At 63.0% G+C, this 22,297-nt stretch carries 20 protein-coding genes; 7 read left to right on the forward strand and 13 right to left on the reverse strand.

Translation table 11 applies throughout. The features are described 5' to 3' along the window. Window positions 1-58: 58 nt before the first annotated feature. The 7 genes from ASG79_RS08275 to ASG79_RS08305 form a co-directional block, all read right to left on the reverse strand. Window positions 59-994, reverse strand: a complete 936-nt coding sequence (locus ASG79_RS08275) for a carbohydrate kinase family protein (protein ID WP_056390069.1) — start codon at window positions 992-994, stop codon at window positions 59-61. A 3-nt stretch (window positions 995-997) separates the two neighbouring features. Further along, window positions 998-2,491, reverse strand: coding sequence for a glycoside hydrolase family 32 protein (locus tag ASG79_RS08280; RefSeq protein WP_056390077.1), 1,494 nt, complete (start codon window positions 2,489-2,491; stop codon window positions 998-1,000). Between the two features lie 93 nt (window positions 2,492-2,584). Continuing rightward, on the reverse strand, window positions 2,585-4,195 hold the full coding sequence (locus ASG79_RS08285; protein ID WP_056390079.1) for an ABC transporter substrate-binding protein: 1,611 nt from the start codon (window positions 4,193-4,195) through the stop codon (window positions 2,585-2,587). An 81-nt stretch (window positions 4,196-4,276) separates the two neighbouring features. After that, window positions 4,277-5,257, reverse strand: coding sequence for a carbohydrate ABC transporter permease (locus tag ASG79_RS08290; protein WP_082581701.1), 981 nt, complete (start codon window positions 5,255-5,257; stop codon window positions 4,277-4,279). 7 nt (window positions 5,258-5,264) lie between these two features. Then, window positions 5,265-6,245 carry an ABC transporter permease gene (locus ASG79_RS08295; protein WP_056390081.1) on the reverse strand — a complete coding sequence of 327 codons (981 nt, stop codon included), beginning with the start codon at window positions 6,243-6,245 and terminating at the stop codon, window positions 5,265-5,267. Continuing rightward, the gene (locus ASG79_RS08300; RefSeq protein WP_235509766.1) at window positions 6,242-7,285 is read right to left on the reverse strand and encodes a LacI family DNA-binding transcriptional regulator; all 1,044 of its coding nucleotides are present in this window, start codon (window positions 7,283-7,285) and stop codon (window positions 6,242-6,244) included. Before ASG79_RS08300 ends, ASG79_RS08295 begins: the two co-directional genes overlap by 4 nt. 902 nt (window positions 7,286-8,187) lie before the next feature. After that, window positions 8,188-9,411 (reverse strand): MFS transporter, encoded by a 1,224-nt coding sequence (locus tag ASG79_RS08305; RefSeq protein ID WP_235509767.1) that lies wholly within the window; start codon window positions 9,409-9,411, stop codon window positions 8,188-8,190. 103 nt (window positions 9,412-9,514) lie between these two features. Here ASG79_RS08305 and ASG79_RS08310 point away from each other — a divergent pair, with 103 nt between their 5' ends. Together ASG79_RS08310 and ASG79_RS08315 are read left to right on the forward strand one after the other, a co-directional pair. Beyond that, a complete protein-coding gene (locus tag ASG79_RS08310; RefSeq protein WP_056390089.1) occupies window positions 9,515-10,084 on the forward strand; it encodes a TetR/AcrR family transcriptional regulator in 570 nt (189 codons plus the stop codon). 783 nt (window positions 10,085-10,867) lie between these two features. Then, on the forward strand, window positions 10,868-12,301 hold the full coding sequence (locus ASG79_RS08315; RefSeq protein ID WP_082581702.1) for a DUF2254 domain-containing protein: 1,434 nt from the start codon (window positions 10,868-10,870) through the stop codon (window positions 12,299-12,301). A 364-nt stretch (window positions 12,302-12,665) separates the two neighbouring features. Here the strand turns inward: ASG79_RS08315 and ASG79_RS08320 are convergent, their stop codons facing one another. After that, window positions 12,666-13,028 carry an SOS response-associated peptidase gene (locus ASG79_RS08320; protein WP_377204688.1) on the reverse strand — a complete coding sequence of 121 codons (363 nt, stop codon included), beginning with the start codon at window positions 13,026-13,028 and terminating at the stop codon, window positions 12,666-12,668. A gap of 525 nt (window positions 13,029-13,553) precedes the next feature. On the opposite strand from ASG79_RS08320, the gene ASG79_RS08325 reads away from it, so the two are divergent. Continuing rightward, on the forward strand, window positions 13,554-15,068 hold the full coding sequence (locus tag ASG79_RS08325; RefSeq protein ID WP_056390092.1) for an MGDG synthase family glycosyltransferase: 1,515 nt from the start codon (window positions 13,554-13,556) through the stop codon (window positions 15,066-15,068). 228 nt (window positions 15,069-15,296) lie between these two features. Here ASG79_RS08325 and ASG79_RS08330 read toward each other — a convergent pair whose 3' ends face one another. Next, window positions 15,297-15,512, reverse strand: a complete 216-nt coding sequence (locus ASG79_RS08330) for a hypothetical protein (RefSeq protein ID WP_018771053.1) — start codon at window positions 15,510-15,512, stop codon at window positions 15,297-15,299. Between the two features lie 160 nt (window positions 15,513-15,672). On the opposite strand from ASG79_RS08330, the gene ASG79_RS24295 reads away from it, so the two are divergent. From ASG79_RS24295 to ASG79_RS23830, 3 genes are all read left to right on the forward strand, one after another. Then, on the forward strand, window positions 15,673-15,807 hold the full coding sequence (locus ASG79_RS24295) for a hypothetical protein (protein ID WP_261377330.1): 135 nt from the start codon (window positions 15,673-15,675) through the stop codon (window positions 15,805-15,807). A gap of 62 nt (window positions 15,808-15,869) precedes the next feature. Further along, window positions 15,870-18,011: a glycogen debranching N-terminal domain-containing protein gene (locus ASG79_RS08335; RefSeq protein ID WP_056390093.1), complete on the forward strand. Its 2,142-nt coding sequence runs from the start codon at window positions 15,870-15,872 to the stop codon at window positions 18,009-18,011. A 252-nt stretch (window positions 18,012-18,263) separates the two neighbouring features. Beyond that, window positions 18,264-19,022 (forward strand): response regulator transcription factor, encoded by a 759-nt coding sequence (locus tag ASG79_RS23830; protein ID WP_056390096.1) that lies wholly within the window; start codon window positions 18,264-18,266, stop codon window positions 19,020-19,022. 572 nt (window positions 19,023-19,594) lie between these two features. On the opposite strand, the gene ASG79_RS08345 is transcribed toward ASG79_RS23830, so the two are convergent. From ASG79_RS08345 to ASG79_RS23490, 3 genes are all read right to left on the reverse strand, one after another. Beyond that, window positions 19,595-20,326: a helix-turn-helix transcriptional regulator gene (locus ASG79_RS08345; protein WP_056390097.1), complete on the reverse strand. Its 732-nt coding sequence runs from the start codon at window positions 20,324-20,326 to the stop codon at window positions 19,595-19,597. Between the two features lie 230 nt (window positions 20,327-20,556). Beyond that, a complete protein-coding gene (locus tag ASG79_RS08350; protein ID WP_056390098.1) occupies window positions 20,557-20,760 on the reverse strand; it encodes a hypothetical protein in 204 nt (67 codons plus the stop codon). 61 nt (window positions 20,761-20,821) lie between these two features. Beyond that, a complete protein-coding gene (locus ASG79_RS23490) occupies window positions 20,822-20,986 on the reverse strand; it encodes a hypothetical protein (protein ID WP_156400189.1) in 165 nt (54 codons plus the stop codon). Between the two features lie 103 nt (window positions 20,987-21,089). On the opposite strand from ASG79_RS23490, the gene ASG79_RS24300 reads away from it, so the two are divergent. Beyond that, on the forward strand, window positions 21,090-21,209 hold the full coding sequence (locus ASG79_RS24300) for a MepB family protein (protein ID WP_261377355.1): 120 nt from the start codon (window positions 21,090-21,092) through the stop codon (window positions 21,207-21,209). Between the two features lie 437 nt (window positions 21,210-21,646). Here the strand turns inward: ASG79_RS24300 and ASG79_RS08355 are convergent, their stop codons facing one another. Continuing rightward, window positions 21,647-22,264, reverse strand: coding sequence for a TetR/AcrR family transcriptional regulator (locus ASG79_RS08355; protein ID WP_056390099.1), 618 nt, complete (start codon window positions 22,262-22,264; stop codon window positions 21,647-21,649). Between the last annotated feature and the right edge of the window lie 33 nt (window positions 22,265-22,297).

Consider the following 22,297-nt stretch of genomic DNA (forward strand, 5'->3'; position numbering starts at 1 on the left):
CTGAGGGCGAGGACGATGCTGGCGGGGACGATTTCCCGGCCCACACGCCGCGCGCAGATCAGCTGGGGATGCTGGCCTGCTGCAGCCGTGCCGACAGTTCGCCGGCGGTAGGCGGAGCTGCGCCTTTTCGGCTGACCGTGATTGCAGCTGCGGCGGCAGCAGTTCGGCCGAGTCTTTCCTGGGCCTGGGGCGTCAGTCCGTGTGTTCCGCGCGCTAGGAGCCCGTAAATGAGGGCGGCCATGTATGAGTCCCCTGCTCCGATGGTGTCGACGACCGGTGAGGGGAATGCCGGTACGTGCACCCTGCCGTGAGGAGTCATCAGGAGTGATCCGTCTGCACCCAGTGTGGTGACCACCATCCCGGGCCCGAGGCGGAGGATTCGCTTGCCAGCCTCCTCTGCCGTCAATTCTGGGTAAAGCCAGGCGGCGTCCTCATGGCTGAGTTTGATGACGTGTGCAAACGCCGCCAGATCCTCGAACGTCGACCGTGCCTCCCATACGGAGCCCAGCAGAGCCGGCCTGATGTTTGGGTCGTAAGTGATAAGACACCGACGATGAGCCTGTGCAACGAGTTCCCTCACCACCGCGGCTCCGGGCGCCAGGAACGAAGCGAGGGATCCCGTGTGCAGGATTTGCGGCAGGATGGGCGCAGCGATCCTTAAGGGGTCCCAGGCGATATCGAACTGGTAGGACGCGGACCCATCGGCGGACAAAGTGGCGGCTGCGGTGGCCGTAGGGCTGTCGCGGTGTGCACCTGGCAGGAGTTCGACGCCGGCGCTGTTCAGGTGGGCGGCGATCGCGCGCCCCCGGGGATCTTGGCCAATCGACGTGTGGAAGCTGGTTTGGATCCCCAGGCGCCCCAGCCCGTAGGCCACGTTTGCCGGTGAGCCGCCCGGGTGTTCGGACACTCCTTCCGGTGAGTTGACGACGTCTATCAGGGCCTCCCCGACCACAAGGACGTCAGGGCCGTGCGGTTGTTTGGAGCATGTGTTCATGTTTCAGGCGAGCGGCGTCAGCTGCAGAGAAGCGGCGGCTGTTCCGCCGGTCGAGTAGAGCGCCAGCGAGGTCGCGGAGGGGTCAGGGAAGATCAGTTCGGTCACCGTCACGAGCCCGTCCTGCGCAAAGATCTCAACGGAGCAGTGGTCGATGAAGATCTGCAGGGAGTAGGTCCCATCGGGGCCCGGCTGGATTGGTGCGGTGCTGACGGAGGGGAAGGCGTCGTGGAATCCAGTGTCGCCGGAGTTGGTGCGGTCCACAAGGAGTTCGCCGGATACCGGACGGATGCCAATCCTGGTAGCGGCACCATCCTCGCCGCCCCTGACCGCAACGCCGTATTCTTCCGCTGTTCCCGGAGTGAAGGTGACCTGTATCTGCTGGACGGCCGTGCCGCCGTCGACCGCAACCGTCCCGTCCAGTTGCAGCTGCTGAGCGGAAGCGGGAACCGAATTGGTGGTGTATTCGGCGGCGGGTTGCTGGACCAGCCGCGGCTGTCCGTTGACGGAGGTGAGGGTGACGTCGCGGACGAGGCTCATGGGGCTGCGCCAGGGCGAGGTGGGGATGTGGTTGGCGTACTGCCAGTTGTTCATCCAGCCGATCATCAGCCGGCGGCCGTCCGGGACGTTGCTGAAGGAGACTGCTGCGTAGTAGTCCCGACCCCAGTCCAGCCACTGGTAGTCGGCTACGCGGCCCTCGTCCTGCATGCCCTCGGTGACCGTGGTTTCGGAGCGGAACGTGACGCCGTCGAACTGTCCCACGAAGTATTGCCCGGCGGACCCGCCGTTGGGGCCGCCGGGGTTCATGTTCACGGTCAGGACCCATCGGGTGTTCCCGGCGTCGCCGTCCAGGGGAAGTTCGAAGAGATCCGGGCATTCCCAGATGCCTCCCGTGCCGTTCGCGGGCCCGAAGGTGCTGAGGTACTCCCAGGTCTTCAGGTCGTCGGAACGGTAGAGGAGGACAGCGTAGTCGTGGGCTTCTACGGCGGCCATCACCCAGTAGCTGCCTGCGGGGCCTTCGTAGCGGAAGACCTTGGGGTCACGGAATTCGGGGGAGTCACGCGTGAGTACGGGGTTGCCGGCGTATTTGGTCCATGAGTAGCCGCCGTCTGTACTCCAGGCGAGGGACTGTGCCTGGATGCCGGGGTGGGCTGAGGCCGGCTTGTAGGCGCTGGTGTAAATGGCTACCAGCGGGTCGGCGCCGTCGTTGCTGAAACCGGAGGTGTTCCCGTGGTCCACCACGATGCTTCCGGAGAAGATCTCTTCCGTGTTATCGCATGGGATGGCCACCGGCTGCTCTTCCCAGTTCACCAGGTCTGTGGATGTTGCATGTCCCCAGGACATGTTGCTGTGGACGTTCCCGAACGGGTTGTTCTGGTAGTAGAGGTGGTAGGTGCCTTCGTGGAAGACCAGGCCGTTGGGGTCGTTGAGCCAGGTGTCCTTGGCCGTATAGTGCATGGCCGGGCGGAAGGTCTCAAGGGTGGACGTGACAGTGTTCATGGGTCTCTTTCGTGATGCCGCCGGCCGGGGCGGCGCAGGCTCGGGTGCCGGGCGCGGAGTCCGCGCCCGGCACCGGGAGGGAAAGCCGGGGGCTTAGGAGTTGCTCTTGTACCGGTCGTAGGCCTGCTGGTAGACCTCGACCATCTTGTCCACTCCGATGTTCTTAAGCTGTGAGACGTAGCCGTCCCATTCGTTCTCAATGCCGCCGGACACGATCCATTTGGCCGTTGACTGCTTGACGATGGTGGCGGCGTCGGACTCGATGGTGCTGATCTGCTGGATTTCCTCATTGGACAGCGGGACCGGCGGGTAGCCGTCGTTGGCGGCGAAGGGCTTGTAGTTCTCCTGGACCGTCTTCTGACGCTCGGCGGCGCGGGGTTCGGGCGCTACGACGTTCTTGAAGTTTTCAGCGGTGTTGGCTTTGGGACCGCCCGGGGCGACCTTTTGCCGGCGTTCGCCTTCGCTGGTGCCCGCCGGTGCGGGGATCTGGGTGAGCAGCCCGGTGGCGGGGTCCTTTTGCAGGGTTTCGCCGATGGGTCCCCAGTTGGCCTGGGCGGACTGGATGGGTTCGTAGAGGTGGTCCGCCCAGCGGATGGTGGCGGCGGGGTACTTGTCCGCCCGCGTCACGGCGAAGGCGCCGCGCGCGATCTCCTGGTTGTTGGACTGGCTGGCCCGGCGCTTGCCGTCCACTCCTTCCAGGACCGGCAGCAGCTTGTAGTCGGAGGCGCGGTCGGCGCCTACCATTTCCTTGATCTCCCACCAGGCGAATGACCCGAGGTTTTCCGTTCCGGCTTTGCCCTTGGCCAGGTAGGCTTTGTCGTCCTGGGAGAAGGATTCCGGATCGATCAGTCCTTCCTGGTACCACTGGTGCAGGGTCTGGAGCGCTTTCTTGTAACCGTCCTGGGTGGCGGTGTAGATGACCTTGCCGTCCTGGACGATCCTGTGGTCCATGTTGTCCGGAACACCGCCGAGTGCGGCGATCAGGTCCACGATGTCCCCACACCATGAGCCAGGCATGAAGCTCAGCGGGATCGTCTTGCCGGTCCCGGATGCGTCGCGGTTCTTGAAGGCCAGCAGGGCGTCGTGGAGTTCGTTGATGGTTTTGGGCATCGGGATGCCCAGCTTGTCCAACCAGGCGGTGTTGATGGCCATTTCGTTGGGGAACTGGACCAGGCCGAGCTCCTCGATGGAGGGGAGGGAGTAGATGTGCCCGTCGGAGGAGGTGATGGCTGCCTTGATGTCGGGCCGGTCCGTGAGCAGCTTTGAGAGGTTTGGAGCGTTTTTCTCGATCAGCCCTTCCAGCGGGATGAGGGTTCCGCTGGCCGAGTAAGTGGCGATTTCGGCGTCGGTCAGGCCGCTGTTGAAGAAGGCGTCGGGCAGGTCGCCGCTGGCAAGGATGAGGTTCTTCTTTTCCTTGAACACGGTTTCGGGAAGGTTCTGCCACTCGATGTGGACATTGGTGTCCTTTTCCCATTGCTGCACGAGGGACATGGTGTTGTAGTCAGGGGCCAGTGCGGTTTTCGTTCCGGAGAACTTGAGGGTCAGGGTGTCCTTGACGATCGGAAGTCCTGACTGTTGGAAGCCGAAGTCCGCGGACGAATCCTTGATCTCCGTGGTGCCCTTGGAGTTGCCTGAGCAGGCGGTGAACAGCATCGTTCCTGCCATCAGGGCGCCGGCGACGGCGAGTTTGCGGCTGGTTGCCATGGGTTTTCCTTTGCTTGTGTGGAGGGGAGGAGCACGACGGCGATGCGGGGCAACGGCGTCGGGCATTGGTTTTGCAGGGTGTCAGCTCTTGACGGCACCGATCATGGTGCCCTTGGTGAAGTGCTTTTGCATGAACGGCAGGGCGATCATCAGCGGGAGGCTGGAGACCACGATCATGGCGTATTTGGTCAGTTCGGCGATCCGCTGGGCGGCGGCGTAGGACTGGATGTCCCCGCCGGTGGTGCCGGTGGAGGAGACGTCCGATTGGATCAGGATGTTGCGCAGAACCAGTTGCAGCGGGTACTTGGTGTCATCGTTGAGGAAGATCAGGGCGTCGAAGAACGAGTTCCAGTGGGCCACCACGTGGACCATGATCATCAGCATGATGAGCGGCTTGGACAGCGGCAGGACCATCCTGAAGAAGAAGGTGAAGTCGTTGGCGCCGTCCATCTGGGCGGCTTCGCGGAGTTCGCCGGGAATGGTGTGTTCGAAAAACGAGCGGGCGATGATGAGGTTCCATACGCCCACCGCACCCGGCAGGACAACGGCCCACACTGTGTCGAGCATGCCCAGGTCGCGGACCACCAGGTACTTCGTGATGAGGCCCCCGTCGAAGAACATGGTGACCACAAAGAGCAGCATCAGGATCTTCCGGCCGGGCATGTCTTTCCGGGACAGGGCGTAGGCGCCGCACAGGATGGTGCTCACGCTGATGGCAGTCCCCAGCACGGTGTACACCAGGGTGTTGCCGAGGCCGTTCCAGATCCGGCTGTCGGCGAGTATGCGCTGGTAGCCTTCCAGCGTCACGCCGGAGGGGACCAGCCACACTTTGCCTTCATAGACGGCGTTCGGGTCGCTGACGGAGGCGATGACGATGAAGTACAGCGGGTAGACAACCGCGATGATGGACAGGGTCAGGATGGTGATGGCCGTGATGTTGAACGCTTTGTCGGCCCACTTTTCGCGGAAAGGGACAGTCCGCCCGGGGCCTGGATCGTTCGTTCCAGGCCTGTTTCGCTGGGCAGGGGCCGGAGTGGCCACAGGTTCGGTATGGAGGGTCATAGCGGCATCACCAGAGGGTTGCTTGGTTGGCCCTGCGTGCTACCCAGTTGAAGGTCAGCAGCAACACGAGGTTGAGGACGGAATTGAACAGGCCAATGGCGGCCGAATAGCTGAACTGTGCCTGCTGCAGGCCCGCATGGTAGACGTACGTCTGGATGATTTCCGACGCCGGCAGGTTCAGGTTGGTCTGCATCAGCAGGGCCTTTTCGAAACCGACGTTGAGCAGGTTCCCGATGGCCAGGATGAACAGGACGGTGACCACGGGCATGATGCCCGGAAGGTCGATGTGGCGGATGCGCTGAAGTTTGGAGGCGCCGTCCACCTTGGCTGCGTCGTGCAGCGCAGGGTCGATGCCGGAGAGAGCAGCCAGGTAAACGATCATGGAGAATCCGGCGTTTTGCCAGACGTCCGAGATCACATAGATCGGCCGGAACCACTCGGCCGAACCCATGAAGAAGATGGGCTCGCCGCCGGCCAGTTGGATGGCGTTGTTGACCAGGCCCGACCGTGGAGACAGCAGCACGAACATCATTCCCACCACCACCACCGTGGAGATGAACGCCGGCGAGTACAGCACGGTCTGCGTGAACTTCTTGAACCGTTCGCTCTGCAGTTGGTTGACCAGCAGGGCCAGGACAATCGGGATGGGGAAGGCCACAACGAGCCCGAGGATTGCGATCCAGAGGGTGTTCCCCACAACTTGGCCGAACTGGTATGAGTTGACGAACCTGATGAAGTGCTGGAGCCCCACCCACGGACTTCCTGTGAAGCCGTCAACCGGGTTGTAGTTGCGGAAGGCGATCTGCACTCCGTACATCGGCCAGTACTTGAAGACGGCGATATAGATGAGGGCCGGGGTTAGTAATACGTATAACTGCCAGGACCGGGCGACTTTCTTCAGCCGCAGTGGCAGGGGAGTGTGGCGCGTTGGTCCAGCGGGTGGAGCCGGCGGCGCTGCCGGTGTGGATCGAGCCAGGATGCGGCTCATGGCTTCTCCTTGGGATGAGTCACTGAGTTTCTTTCGATCAGGGGGCAGGTGATGAATTCCACCTGGCCGTCGGGTTCGGCGCCTTGCAGGATGAGGTCCACGGCGCGGCGTCCCATCTCCACGAACGGCAGCTCAAGGGTGGTGAGGCCGGGCCGCAGGTGCGGGGCGAGGGTTTCCTGGTTGTCGAAGCCGATGATGGATAGGTCACGCGGAATCGAAAGGTGCAGTTCCTGGGCTGCCTGATAGGCGCCCCAGGCGGTACGGTCGTTGGCGCAGAAGATGGCGGTGGGCGGCTCCGCAGCCGTAAGCAGCTCGATGGCGTGGGTGAAGCCATCCTCTTCGTTGCCCCTGCCGAAGCGCACCAGCTCCGGCTGAACGCCATGCCCCGCTTCGCTCATGGCCTGGGTGTAGCCCCGAAAGCGTCCGACGGCGGCGGGGAGTTCGCTTTCCAGGGTTTCGATGTTGATCATCGCCACCCGGGTATGGCCGGCGTCCAGGAGATGCCGGGTAGCCGTGAGGCCGCCCAATTCCTCGTCGGGAGCCACGCTGTGCAGGCGGAGCTTTCGGTCCTGGGAGTTCAGCACCACGGAAGGGACGTCCATCAGCGCCTCGGGAACGTCCAAGCGGCGGTGGTACATGCCCGCATACACCACCCCAGCCACCTTGTAGCTGAGCATGGAGTCCAGCGACGCTGCCTCGAGGGCCTTGTTTCCGCCGGTGTTCATGGTGAGCAGGAGCAGGCCGTCTTCCCATGCCCGTTCCTGCGCGCCCTCGATGATCTTCCCGGCAAAGGGAGCGGTGGCCACGGCATCCCCGAGGAATCCGATGATTCCAGAGACACCGTCACGCAAGGTTTTGGCATGGGCGTTGGTGCGGTACCCGAGCTTCTGGACGGCATCCTGCACCCGTTTCCGGGTGTCGTCCGAAAAACGCGATCCGGTGGCCGAATTCAGGACCAGGGAGACGGTGGCCTGCGAGACACCCGCTTCCGCCGCGACGTCGTGCATGGTGGGTCCTGAATGGGGGCGGGGTCGTGCCATGGGCACCTCCTTGGGCCGTTGGTTATTCGTATCAGTTATTCGTATAACTGGATTGCTGTAAACTGTAACCTGCGCCATATCGAGCCGTCAAGGGATTGCGGTGGATGCCTGGTAGACGAATTCGCTGTTGCTTGCGTTGGTTTGCCGATGAAGAGTCGTCCTGGCGGGTGATGCCGTGTTCGGCGAGGACAAGGTAGGTTCCTGCACGCTAAAGAGGAAAGCCGCCTCCATGGGGTCGGCTCGTGATCCGCCAGTGCGGCTCCGGAGGGAGATGTTCCACTCCGCGGTCTCCTTGAGTAGTTCGGCGGGATCCGCTGTGTCCGTGGTACCGGTGGCGCTGATGCGTCCGGGATTCTTGTGGTGATCTCCTGCAGGATCCAGCGGTTGCCTTCCGAATCATGGAATGATGCGTAGGAGGCATACGATCGGCCGCCGGGATCTGTCCTGGGGCCCGTCCTTCGTTTGCGATGTGGAAACCACCGCCGAGGCTGATGTGGAAACCACCGCCGAGGCTACCGTTTGGCGACTTGGAAGACCTCGCCCGGTCCATCGCCGTACTCCATCAGGGCAGTGCGGGCGGGCGTCGGTGTCATCGACCACCAGGAGCAGTCCGTCGAGACTGCCGGGTTGGGCGGAGGTGACCTGGGTGCCGAAGAGGACAGGGCGTCTGACCCGGGGGTCAGTTGCATCAGGCGGTACCCATTGCCGTCGTCGAGGTCTGCATCGATTCTCCAGCCCAGCCCCGCGTAGAAGCCCTTGGCCCGGGAGAAGTCGGCGAGGGGATGACCACCGCTTCAACCCGGCACGCCACGGGCGGGGCTTGGATGGCCGTTGTGCTGCTTGGATGTGTCGGGTTCACTGATGCTCCTGTTGTGTGGTGATTGTTCTTGGGGGTTGCTTTTTCAGGCGGCGGGGGCTGCCGGGGTGAGAGCGCTTGCGGTATCGCGCCGTTGGCGGACCAGTTGGATGACGACCGCCGGGACGGCGAAGGCCACGATGGCCGCTGCGTACCACTGGAAGGTCGGTACCGGTCCGAGGATGGGTACAAGCTGCCCGGCGATGATGACAGGAAGACCGAAGGCCAAGTACGCGACCGTGTAGATGCCGGAGAAGACGCCGGCACGCTGGTGCGGCTGGATGTGCGGGACGATCAGGCGGACCTGCCCCCCGAATGAGGCACCGAAGCCGGTCCCGCCGAGTACGGCACCGATCCAGACGGCGGCGAGCCAGGTTTGATTCACGCCGATGAGGACCACGATGACCCCGATCAGCGTGAGGGACGTACCGATGATGGTGGCCTGCCTGGCGGGGTGCCGGTTGAAGGTGAAACTTGAGACGGCAGCGGCGAAAGGACCTAGAAATGCGGTGAACCCTGCGACCAGTCCGCCGTCCAGGGCGAAATGGAGGCGGAGGATCGCAGGTGAGAGTCCAAGGAAGAAGGCCGGGAACATCCAGCCCGCGACGTGCACCGGGACGCCGGCAGCGAACTCGCTGCGGAGCGCTGCGGGCACGCCAATGCGGGGGATGAGGGAGCGTAGTGCGCCGGGCCACTTCGGAGTTGTTTCGGACGTGAAGCCCACGAACACAAGGCCCAGCGCCATGATTGCCGTAAGGGCACTAAATATCACGGTGTTGGCGTCGGAAGTGAATTGAACGGCAGCGCCGGTCACGAGCGCCCCGACACCCAGGCCGCCGGCAACGGAACCCGCAGCCAGGCCCCCGGCGAACTTCTTGAATCGGGCAGGTGCCTGCTCCGTAATGGCAGCACTGAAGGCGCTGGTCGCCAGGCCCGTGGCGATGCCTTGAAGGATGCGGGAACCGATGACCCACGTGATGCTTGGAGCGAGTACGAATCCAATCATCGCAGCGAGTTCAGCAGCAAGAGCAGCGAGCATGACGGGACGACGGCCCACGTGATCGGACAGCGAACCAGCCCCGAGCAGCGCCGCCAACAGGCCTATGGCGTACGCGGAAAAAGCGATGCCAAGGGTGCCAGTTGAAAAGTGCCACTCCTGCTGGCGCAGCGAGAGGAGTGGGGTCGGTGCACCGGCAGCGAAAAAGAACGCTGCGAATACTGCGGCGAGCCCGGGGAAGGCGAGACGCGCGGACATTTTCTTGGGGAGCAAGGTGGAAACTCCTTAGACAGATTGGTCTAACACTTCCAGTTAGACAGATCTGTACAAAGCTGTCAAGCGCTGTTTAGACCGATCTGTCTGATATGGTGGATGTATGGCCTCTGCACGGGTTTCGGCACGACAACGCCTCTTGGATGCGGCTGACAAGCTGTTCTATTCCGAGGGAGTCCATACCGTCGGTATTGACCGGCTCATTGAAGAGGCCGGGGTTGCAAAGGGATCGCTGTTCTACAACTTCACGGGCAAGGACGACGTTGTTGCCGCTTATCTTGCCGGCCGGGACCACCGGCGGCGCGACCGGATCGCTCGCCATCAGTTGGGCCTTGAGGACCCGATTGATAAGCTGCTGGCCGTCTTTGATGCCTTGGAGGAGGCAGTTCTCGCCCCGGGCTACAGGGGCTGCGCATTCGCCAACGCCAATGCCGAGGCACTCCCGGACAGCGTCGAAGCCAAGGCCTTGCGTGCCTTCCGCGACTGGCTCGCCGGCACCCTCCTGGCGTTGGCGGAAGAAGCAGGCTTTAGGGACCCCGCCGATGTCGCCGCCCGCATCTGCCTGCTCTACGACGGAGCGGTCGCGAACTCGCAACTCGACAAGCACCCGGACGCCGTCCGGATCGCCAAGGAACTCGCCCGCCTGGTCCTCGACACCTCACCCCGGGGTTAACCGTCGGGCCGGCGCAGCGGACCCTGACAGCTTTGTTTCGCGAACCCATGCACACCAACACCGTCGGGGTGGCACGGACTTGTTTCTCGTCCATCTCTGGGGGAGATGCCGACCCGGACCCGGGATGATGTCGCCCAGGCTAGTTTCACTGAAGACAATCTATTTTCCCTCCCGTCCGAATTGAGTAAGCATTCTTACCAATGGGTGGCCAATCAGTGTCCTCGAGCTCGTTGAAGTGGCACAGCGCCTGGCCACGCCGTCGCGCTTCGTTGCGACCCGGACCGCGCCGTTACGGTGGTAGTTCCGGCCCTTCCTGGGCTTTGCTTCTCCCCCCCCGCGACCGACTTTGGACGAGCAAACGCATAAACTCTGGCACCACCTGATGACCGTCATCTCGGCCTCCAGCAGTACGCGGCGCATGGTGGTGATCTCGGCGCCGGAATCACCTCGCGGCTCGGGCAGGCGTATCGTGGCGCCGTCACAGGTATCCATCTCTTGGCGGTCGCTGCCCCGCTTCACATCGACGAGGCGACAGTTACCGGTGAGGAGCGGGAGCATCTAGACAAGGTTCAGGCGTGGATCGCAGCCGAGGGCGCCTAGCAGCATCAGCAGCAGACCCGGCCCCTCACCCTCGCCCCAGCGCTGTCGGATTCGCCCGCAGGGCCTTGCAACCCCACCACGCAGCTGGGCGGAGCGGACGCGGTGTACTCGTCGCACACGGGTGGCAGAAACACCTCGGGTGGTTCGGCGGCGGCGGTATTGAGGAGACCAGCAAGGGCATGGATGCCATGGGCTTCCGTCCTGCGAAGACCAGTGACCTCCGGTGGACCGGACTCAGCACAGCGCCCCTTGACGACCGAGGACCGTCGGCAGAGAGTGGCACATGTGAAGCGTGTGGCTCTTCGGGAGTATCTGGCGAGCGCACTGTGGGCGATGCCGACATGCGCCGTCGTGCTCGCGCTCATCGCGGGGGCGAGCCTTTCCGCTGTGCAGATCGACAAGACGTCGCCTCTTGCAGTCCTCCTCTTCCAGGGGACATCCGATGACGCCCGGAACCTGCTCGTGAGCATCGCCAGCACGATGGTCACGGTCATCGCCCTCGTCCTGGGACTTACCGTGGTGGCCCTGCAGCTCGCGTCGACGCAGTTCAGCCCTCGGCTCCTGCGGAATTTCCTCCGCGACATCCCCAACCAGCTGACCCTGAGCGCCTTCGTCGCGACCTTCGCGTACAGCACGGCGGGGCTCTACACGGTGGGCATCGCAGGCGGCCAACGCATCGAGGAGTACCCCCGACTCGCCGTTAGCGGCGCGCTGATGCTGCTGTTCGTGAGCATGGTGATGCTCGTGTTCTTCGTCCACCATCTATCGCATTCGATCCAGGTGGACCAAGTCATGAAGGGCGTCGAGACGGCGACGCTGAAGGTGATCGAGCAGTCATACGTCCCCGGCGACCCTGGGATCCCCATGCCGGACGTGCCGCAGGGTGCCACCGCCCTGCCGGCACCGGCATCGGGATACGTCCAGGCCTTCCATGTCGGGCCATTCGTCGGTGCACTCGCGGAGCGGGGCCTGAAGGCACTGATGGTGCCCATGGTGGGCCGGCACGTGGTTGCCGGAGCACCCATCGCCTGGGTATGGGACGTCGCTGACGGCAGCGGGAGACCGTATGTGCCCGAGGCTTCCGCCCCGCTTCGGCGTGCACTAGCGCAGAGTGTACGCATCGGCTACGAACGGACCCTGGAGCAGGACGTCGCGTTCGGGATCCGACAGCTCGCGGACGTCGCGTCCAAGGCGCTCTCGCCAGCTATTAATGACCCATACACGGCGAACCAGGCGGTCGACCATCTGGGCACGATCCTCGCCGCGCTTACACTCAGGCAGCACGGCCCGCGAGCAGTGACAGACGCCCAAGGTACGGTCAGGCTCCACATCCCGGCCCGCGACTTCGCCTATCTCGTCGATCTGGCCCTCGGACAGGTTCGGCGTTACGGATCGAACGAACCCCGCGTCGTCAGGGCGTTGCTGCGGGTGTGCCGTGATCTCGCCTGGTTCGGAGACGCCGCGCACCGCGCCGTCGTTCGGCAGTATGTGCAGACCCTTATGAGCGACGTAACCCGGCTCGTGGCGCAGACAGCCGATCGCGACCCCCTGCTGGAGGAGGGCGCAGCGGTCCTTGACCTCTTCGACATGGCGGACGGCCCTCCGGGCACCTCTTAACTCCATCCTCCTCCCGCCGCAGAGACGGCCGGAGAGCGGAGGCAGCCAGTGGCCTGGTGCCACGCTATTTCAAGTTCAAACGCAGGAAGGTCAGAGGGCACGAAGAAGGCGCGCCCCGTTCGCTGAGCGCGCGCCCTTCCCGTATAGAACTGTTACTCCTTGAAGGCATCCTTGACCTTCAATGCCGGCCAATTTCGCCAGGCAAAAACAATTACATGGGACGCGAAGCCTGCCAGCCATAAGCCACATCGGGGCATGCGGGAACGGCATCGTGGTGCTCTACGCCTCGATCACCCGGCCCGCTCGACATGCTCAGGTCCGTTGTTACGGACGCTGTTTACCCTCGTGCTGACAACCCGGGGTGTCAGGGTTGGCTCCGGCAGAGAGCCCAGCAGGTGCTCTGCCACTCAAAGTATCCGTCAGCCGGGAGGATTGCGCTTCGTTTGACCGCCGCTTTGCGGAAAGACGGCTTCTCCAGTTCACTGCGGGCATTGATCAGCTTTTTGCCGATCTTGATGTCTTTCGCCCAAGAGGGGACCAGACCCCAGTGGGCCACGAGCAGATGCCGCTCGATGGAACCCTCGTCCAGGCGCTCAGCCACGATATGCACGCTCTGTGTCGGCGCCACATTCCAGCTCGGAGGAGGCGGGTCACCTTCTACCTCTTTGGCATCAAAGTAGCTCAGAAGGTCGCCGGTGGCCTTGGACATCACGTATCTGCCGCACATGACGCCATTGTGCCTGAAGGCTGTAGTCAGTAGGCGTCGAAGCGAACCAACAATGTTTGTGCCACCTTTCAGAAGTGCATACGGGCTCTCCCTGGCCGTTCATGACCGAATCGTTCCGCCTGCTGCGGGCGTACCTGCCGTTCGGTGCGAGTGAATCCTAATTGGAGCAGTTAGGCCCCAACGGTTCTGTCCAGGGCCTAACTGATATTCGGATATGTCACGCGTTGAACAGGTCAGGTAGCTGTTTCGCTTACTGGAGGGCACCTCACTTCGCCTATAGGTTCAGCACCAGAAATAACGACTTTTTGAGATTCACAGACACGTTCAGAAAGCAGAAAGCAATCGCTCAAGTTGTGGCAGACGTGAGAGGGCTAGGTCATGGACCGTGCTTCCAACACTACTCCTGCCGGAAAGCCTGAGGGGCCAAGGATTCCAGGGCCGCCAACAGGAGAACCAAGCCATGCCGATCGAGTACTAGTTGGGGTCAGGCGGTGGTGATAGGGCCGGGCCGGTTAGACTCGTTTCATGCGCACAACCTCGGCACGAGGCCCCGACGCCGCTGGGAGCGAGCGCGTACTTATCTTGTCAGCAGGGGTAGGAGCGGGGCACAACAGCGCCGCGGCGGCGCTGCGGCAGGCGTGTGCCGCGCGCGCCGACATTGATGAGGTGCAGGTGCTCGACGTGCTGCAGGTGAGCAGCGTGCTCTACCGCTCACTGCTGGGCAAGGGTTACTTCGTCCTTGTCAAGGACTTGCCCTGGCTGGTCGAGTGGGGCTACGACATCAACGACCGTCCGTTCCGGCGCCGGGTCCCAGTTGATCCCTGGACACGGGTAAACGCTCTTCCGGTGATCGGTGCGATCAAGCGATTCCGGCCGACCGCAATCCTGTGCACGCACTTCCTGCCAGCCCAACTGCTGGCGTCGCTGCTCCTTCGCGGCGTGATTGACGCGCGGACCGCCGTCGTCATGACGGACTACGACTTCCAGGGCCTATGGCTTACGGGGGCGTTCCATGCGCTCTTCCTGGCCAGGGAAGAGGGCAGGGTGGAGCTGATAGCGCTGGGTTTGCCCCCCGACCGCGTCGCGGCCACGGGCATCCCGATCGCCAGCCAGCTGGATGTAGCGCCTGCGCGCGATGTAAACGAGCCCCCGATGCTGCTGATCTCGGCGGGCGCGACTGGCGGAGACTATGCCGTCTCGGTCGTGCGGCAGACGCTGCACATGCGCTCATCCTTCACGGCCACGGTTCTGTGCGGACGCAACGATGCCCTGCGGCAGCGTATCGAACAGCTAGTGGCGCCCGCTGGCGACCGCTACCGCGTGCTCGGCTTCACGGCGGAGATGCCCGAGTTGCTGCGCCGCGCCGACCTGTTTGTGGGCAAGCCGGGCGGTCTGGCGGCGGCGGAGTGCATGGCTGCAGGGCTGCCCATGGTGCTTGTGAACCCCATTCCGGGGCAGGAGGTTCGCAACGGGGATTACCTGATGGAGCAGGGGGCGGCGGTCCGTTGCAACACTCCCGCGACGATCGGGTGGAAGATCGACGAGCTGCTGCGGGAGCCGGGCCGCCTGCAGCGGATGCAGGCGGCGGCGCGGAGAACGGGCCGCCCTGACGCTGCAGCGGACGTGCTGACCGGGCTGTTGGACGGCCCGTCCCGTCCCCTCGTCGTGACACGCGCAGCGCAAAAGACAATCCTCGCCGAGAGCGAGCGGCGAGTCGTTTCGACCGATCTGACGGGACCTTCGTCGCTTGTCAGCATGATCGACTCGGCGGCTGGCAGCACGGTCGCGCTGCTGCGAGCCGAGGAGCTGGGAGATCTGCAGAAGTGGTACGCCACCCCGAACGGGGGTCTGCTACTGCGGCGCGGTCACGCGCTCAGGTCGCTCAGATGGGAGGAGCGGCGGCTGCTCCGCGCCATTCTGCGCGCGGACAACGAGCTGCACGTCCGTGTCGAAGGGCCCTCGCCACCGCCTCGCATCCGCCCCTCCCGGTCGCCAGCAGCGGCAAAGAGCCAGGCAGTCGACCCCGAATCAAAAAGCTGAACAGCGAACAGCCGGCTTCGTTTCCGGCTGTGTCGGGTTGGTTCGGGATGGCCAGCACCGGTGCATGGGCCGGGGGGGAGCGGGCACAACAAGACTTTGCTGATTGTGGTGGGAAACTTCCTCGGACTGCTACTTTCTTCGGCGCGGGAGATGGGGCACCTGTCTGTCCTGCCAAAGTTTGCTCCCATCCGGCGGGGACGAGCCGGTAGAAAGACTGAGGAGCAGCGCTTAGCGCTTCCCGTACTTGCGGTGGACGGCTTGTTTGCTTACGCCCAGGCACAGGGCAATGGCTTCCCAAGAAAGGCCGGCCTGCCGGGCCTTCCTGACCAGGGACGCTTCGGTGCGCCCAACCTCCTTCTGCAGCTCAGCGACCGCGCGCAACGCGTCAGCGGGGCCCTTGCCGTCCATTGATGCAACCAATGTCTTCATCCGGTCCACCTCCATGCGTCAACATTAGTTGACGGAAATCGCCAGCGTCAACATTTATTGACAATTCACAAGGTCCTGCAGACGGGTGTGAAGTCAGCAGTCCTCCAATACTCACGGGACAGCCACATGCCCCAGCCTCACCCGGACCAGTCTGAAACGGCTGGGGCTCGTCCCCATGAACTCGCGTCCCGCCGGCGATGCCGTCCGGGGGAGTTCCATCCAGGTCTTCATGCGGTCGACGTCGCTCCAGTCCGTTGTCGAGGATGTGCGGGATGACGCCCTGCCACTCCTGCCGATGGCCCTTTCATGAGCCCTGGCGGCGGCGTATCGTCTATTCCGCCGGGAACGGTCGTAGCCGTCAGAGGAGCGGACATGGCTGGATGGAATGCGGACACAGCGGCGGGGCCGGTGGGGGCGGGAACCGTAACGCTGGTGGAAGGCTCATGTTTCTGCATCTCCGCCGCCAACGGCGACATCCATTCGGAACTTCCCCACGGTGTATTCCACGAGGACACCCGGATCCTGTCCGAGTGGAGCATGACAGTGAACGGCCAGTCGCTTGAGCCGCTGGCCGCGGAAACGAAAGAACCCTACCGGGCACTGTTCATCGGCCGCGTTCCGCGCGGGGACGGATACGCGGACAGCCCTCTGATCGTGGAGCGCCTGCGGGAAGTCGCTGACGGCGTGATAGAGGAAATCACCATTCGCAACTACTCCGGAAACCCTGTGGAGTGCAGCGTCTCCGTTGGCGTCGATTCGGATTTCGCGGACCTGTTCGAGGTGAAGGAGGCGAGGGTCCAGCGGCGCTGGGAGGTCGCCCGTGGAGCCGACGGTGATTCCCTGATTATCAGCGCGGCATGGCAGGACCTGCGGAAGGCTGTCCTGGTGCGGGGACGCGGGGCCGTGGCCACCGCCGGCGCACTCACGTACCAGGCGGTGGTGCCCGCTTACGGCCACTGGACAACGCGGCTAAGCGTTGCACCGGCCGGGCAAAAGGACGTTTCACGCCCTGTCCGGCACGGCACCTCACAGAGTGATCGGCGGCACCAGGAATGGGTCGCGAAGATACCCAGGCTGCAGATGACCAACCGGTCCATCGAACGGACGCTGCGGCGCAGCTACGACGACCTCGGCGCACTTCGGATCGAGGACCCTGCGTATCCGGAGCGGATTGTGGTGGCCGCAGGAGCGCCATGGTTCATGACCCTTTTTGGGCGTGATTCGCTGTGGGCTTCAGAAATGGCCCTTCCTGTGGATCCGTCACTGGCTCTTGGCACCTTGCAGACCCTGGCTGACCGCCAGGGCAAGGTGGTGGACCCGGTGAGTGAGGAGGAACCCGGGAAGATCCTCCACGAAGTACGGCTTGGGGTATCTTCCGGGCTGGCCCTGGGCGGAAAGTCGGTCTATTACGGCAGCGTGGACGCCACTCCGCAGTTCGTGATGACTTTGGCCTCCGTAAGCCGCTGGGGTTTCGCCAAGCAAACCATCGCAGCCCTCTTGCCCAACGCGGACCGCGCCCTGGACTGGGTCCGGAACTACGGCGATAAGGACGGCGACGGCTTCGTCGAGTACTCCCGCCTCAATGACCACGGCCTGCTAAACCAGGGATGGAAGGACTCGTGGGACGGCATCAACTTCGCTGACGGCAACCTTGCCGAGCCGCCGATAGCCCTTTGCGAGGTGCAGGCGCTGGTGTACTCCGCGCTGCAGGCACGGGCGTGGATGGCGTACGACGGCGGCGACGCGGGTTTGGCCGCGCAGCTCACCGACGAGGCGGCGGCGCTGAAGAAGAAGTTCAACGAGGCGTTTTGGCTGCCGGAACGCGGCTACTTCGCGGTAGCGCTGGACGGCAGGAAACGCCCGGTGGATGCCTGTGCCTCAAACATGGGCCAGTGCCTGTGGCACGGCATCATTGATGATGACAAGGTGCCGATGGTGGCCGAGCGGCTGATGTCGCCTGAAATGTTCAGTGGATGGGGCGTGCGGACCCTTGCCACGAACATGGGCGCCTACAATCCGGCAAGCTACCACAACGGGTCTGTTTGGCCCCACGACAATGCCATTATCGCGGCGGGCCTCATGCGCTACGGCTTCGTGGAGGAGGCGCAACGGATCGCCACGGCCCTGCTTGAAGCGGCGGACTACTCCGACGGGCGGCTCCCGGAACTGTTCTGCGGTTTCAGCCGGGAACAGGTAGCCGAACCGGTGCCGTACCCCACGGCCTGCTCACCCCAGGCGTGGGCGGCCACCACACCCATCATGCTGATCACCAGCCTGATGCGGTATGACGCCCACGTGTCGCGGGGCGGCTTCTGGATGGACCCTGCTCTGCCGGCATCCTACGGGGATCTGCACATTACCAACGCGCCCCTGGCCGGGGGCCGCATCACCATTGACATCACCCCCTCTGGCCCATCGGTGCAGGGCCTGCCGGAGGGCATCACCTTCCACCGCGAACACCGTCCGTGGCTGAGCGAGCTAATTTCGCAGGCCGGACTCGACGCCAAAAGCTGAGCGTCCAGCCGGCGTCGTCTTTCAAGCGGCGGTGTCTCAGCGCAAGTCCTCTGACGCAGACTTGCCGGTGGATTCTGTGCCAGGTGCCACGTACCGAATATAGGACTCTTCGGGGCCGCCTTGTATACGTAATTTTGCGTAGCCAGGGGATTGGCAGAAAGGGTGGTTGAGCTACGTCTGATGCCTTGAAACGCGGTAATCCACGCGTCTAGCCTTGTATGACCGGGCTTTCGCTATCAGGGTGGGCAGAAAATGGATGCCGTAGGTGATCTCGCCAGCCAGTTGATCCGGTTGCCGGACCGGGAGACGTACTTGAGAGCGGCCAGCGAACTTCTCTCAAAGCTTTTCCCCTGCGATGGGCTAGCGTGGAATGAGCTGGATACGAAAGCTGCGAAAGCGGAAGTGTTCGCCCGCCCCGCCGACCACCCATTCGGTGACCTTGCCCCGAGATTGCTTGAGAGCCGAAGCTACCATCCACTCGTCACAAGCGACTTGAGCGATTCCCTGTCGGGCGTTTGGCGTCCCCGGCGTCTTAGTGACATTCTTTCGGAACGCGAATTCTATGGGTCCCGGCTCTACTGTGAGGGCTATCGAGAGCTGCGAATTAACCGTCAATTATCGATCCGGACTGCGCAGCACGGGCAAGGAAGCGTACACAGCTGGGTGATGAACCGCTGGAATCACGACTTCAGTGACGGGGAAATGGAGCTTGCCCAGGCAGTCCAGCCTGTACTGCGTTTGCTCGATGCGGCATACGCAAATTTCGACTTGCTGCCGGGCAACGTTTCTCATGGCGACGGCTTGGGGCTGACCGATCGGGAGAATGAAATCATGCGGCTCGTGTCCCGGGGCTTGACGAGCACTGCAATGGGCCATCTTTTGGGAATAAGCCCCAGAACGGTGTCAAAGCATCTTGAGCACAGCTACGCAAAACTGGGATGCAGTAACCGGATAGATGCCATCAGGGTCTTCACTTCGGGAGCGGCCGGCGGTGCGACTATAAGCATCTAGGATGCTCGGTGTCAGCGCCCCCTCGTGAGTCGAAACTTCCAGAGTTCGCGGGATTCGATTGGCAGCTGGCTCCAGGAAGCACCCGGGTGCGCGTTCGCCATCTCACGGGATGCGGGAGTGGTTTCGCTGTCGACGGCGTGATTGGCCTGGCTTGAGGTATCAGGGCCGACAAGCAACACGGCGCCAAAGACAACTGCCGTGAATAATGTCCGGAACCGGACAAAACCGTTTGAAATGCCGTAGGCGTGCATGGAAGCCTCAAATTATTCGTGAAAACTTGCGTGCTGTAACGCCCTGACGCCCTGTGCGCCTGGCTGAGATGCTGGCCGGTCAGGGGGTCGGGTCAACTAAAAACCGTCTAGTGCGGATCTCGAATCCCATGCGCCAGTGACGGGTACGAACCTATCGCCAACACCAAATCGATGGTGCCCAAGGGCGCTCTCCTTGTTCGATCTTCCATACCCTCGATGGTCCGCGCTTTGCCTTATATGAGCCATACGTATTAGTGCGTATGTCCGGGGAGGCTCCTCACGTCCTGTGCCGAAAGCTCTGAGCTGACGAGACCGGTAGCATCATTCGCCTCTTAGCCGTCGAAGTGCGTCGACTCGGTTGGTGCATCCGAGTTTGGTGTAGGAGTGTTCAAGATGCTTGGCAACTGTCCTCGGGCTGATCCCGAGCAGATGGCTGATGGCTTTCGCGGTGAGGCCCTGACCGACCAGTCGGAGGATCTCCTGTTCCCGGGCAGACAGCCCATGCACGTGGGCTGCCGTCGCCCACCTTATGTCAGGATGTTTTTCGTGATGGGATGCCTCGAGGAGCCTGAGTACCGGCTGGATATAGCCCGCAAGGTGAACCTCAAAATCCGTGAAGTCCTGGTGAACTCGGTTTATCGCCCACCCTGTGAGAGTAAAAGGAGTGGGCTGCGTCACCAGAAAGGCAAGCTCCCTGTTGGAACCCAGTGGCGCAAGCGTTTCATGGTATGCGTGGCTCCGGTACAGCTGCGTGTCAGTCACAAGGTCGCTGAGCCGTCGAGGAGTCCAGATGCCGTCACCGGTGTCATGCTGGTAGCTGAGGACCAGCGGGTGGTCATTCCAGATCTCAGGCAGAATATCGGCGGCGTGAGTGGGGAACGGATAGGCAGGAAAGACGCGGACGTCAGCCGCGGGCGCTCGCACGTCAAGAACGTTGTATACGACGTTTTCACAGGGAAAGAGCTTCAGCAGAAGCTCGCCGGCAGCCTGCAGGTATTCTTCAGGGTCACGGAGTCCGATGAGCTCCGCCGCAAGCTTGGTGGCTGGCTCCATCACGCGCCTCCGGACTCTCGGAACAATCCGTTCCCCGCAGCGCCCGGGGCGCTGTTCGAAGCCCTCGTACGCAGTGACGCGCACTGGCATCAGAAGGATGCGTGCCGACCCCTTAGCTGTGGAGATCAACCAAGGTTAGCTCCCGCGGGAAGATCCAAACAACAGCTGTTCGGTTCCGGATTTACTTTTGTATTTGCCTGCTGGTCAGCTGTTACCACTGGGGCCTTCCCCTAGCCGCGGCTTGGGTGGTGTCTCTGCCGGAGGCCTTGTGCCAGACGATCTGCGACCGGTTCTGCGACGCGTGCCGACGGGTGAAATTCGGTCCGCAGCAGCAGTACCAGGGCCACCAGCGTGACGGCCGCGTAGCCAGTCAGGAACCGTGAGAAGAACAGCCCCAAGGCAACATGGAATGCGATAGTGAGGACAAGCCCCATTTGAGTGGCCTTCCGCCGGTGAACACCGGAACAGGCGCGTCGACGAAGAACTGCGGAGCGTTCACCGCCCGGAGAATTCATTCCAGGCGCAGGGGCCGGCAAACGCGCCAACAGCCACTGCGGTCAACGTTCCCGGCCGCCATTCACGGGCCACGAGAAATGCCAGAACCAGCGCAGCAAGCGCCGACAGCGCCGCTCCGTACAAGATCGTAAGCCACTCCAGCATGGTTGCCTCCTCAAGAACACCGCCCCAGGACGCGCAGTGGACCCTAACCGATGTGCCCCGCAGTGGTCCAGGGGCGTGGCGGGTGGCGTAAGAATGGCAACGTATAGGCGACGGCAAGCGCGGCTTCCGCGTCTACCCCGCATGGTGCACCGATCTGATTTCCCAAGCGTCACGTACCCAGCGCGCACAGGCGGCTGCGTTCTCCGAGCTTCCTCCCGGGTAATGAGGGCCAATTTAGGTTGACACACTCAGTTGCCCGCATCGGCAAGGAGCAGTGGCGAATCCGCACCGCCCGGATCACACCGGCGAAGCCGGGCGCCTTCGTCCCCGGTAGGACGTGTATTTTTGGCCCCAGCAGTCTGATGACGTCGGTTCGCTGCTGCCGGACGTGCAATCGAATCAGTCCTGTTGGGGGAACACGTCAACTATGAGCCCACTTAGGTTTGGGTTCGTTCCATGGTGCTGGCCTTGACGTTGTCGCGACTCGCGCGGTTGTTTTCAGCAGGGCGAACCGCTATTCCTTGGTCGTGCTGCCCTTGGCGTTGGCTCTACCGGCCGTGTGGTCCTGCGCATCGGTGGTCGTGGCGCAAGCCCTCGTGGAGCTGATCGCCATGGTGTTCCGGTTCCTGCCGATGGTCGTAAACAAGACGGGAAGGGGAATCACTGGCCTTCCCATGAGGCGATGGCGCGTTCGACATAGGTTGCGACAGTGGCGCGTATGTCGGTTGTCGGATCGAGGAGCCATTGCAACCCGATGCCGTCCAGCATCGCCGTAAGCAGCCGCGCCTCGATCTCGATCTGCGCAGGGGAAAGGGGAGCGATGTCACCGATGCGGGCAGCTTCGCCCAAATGTGCGGCGAGGGTTGCCAGGTTCGATGTGTAGCGCTCGGTGATGAAAGCGTGTGCTGGGTGGGTCGGACTGGAGGCTTCGGCCGCGATGGTGGTGAACAGTTCGAGCAGGCCGCGGTTGTCCTGGTGGGCGGCCATGACCTCTGGCAGCCGCCGGAAATAGTCCAATCCACTGACATCCGTGAGGCCGTTCTCCACGGTCCGTCGGTCCCATTCTTCCAGCACGGCCGTGAGCAGGCCTTCCTTGCTGCCGAAGTGCTGGATCAGGGTGGCGTGGTTGACGCCGGCCTGCTCGGCGATCGTGCGGAGGGAGCCGCCGGCGAAGCCGTGTTCGCCGAAGACGTCCGTCGCGATGCCGATGAGCTGCTCGCGTCGGCGGACCCCTGTGCGGTAAGGGCCCCGAGTTTTGGTCTGCGTGCTTTCTGGCATGCCACTACTTTCTCATGACCATTGCCGAAATAT

Origin of the sequence: Arthrobacter sp. Soil761, from assembly GCF_001428325.1 — a bacterium.
GTDB lineage: Bacteria > Actinomycetota > Actinomycetes > Actinomycetales > Micrococcaceae > Arthrobacter.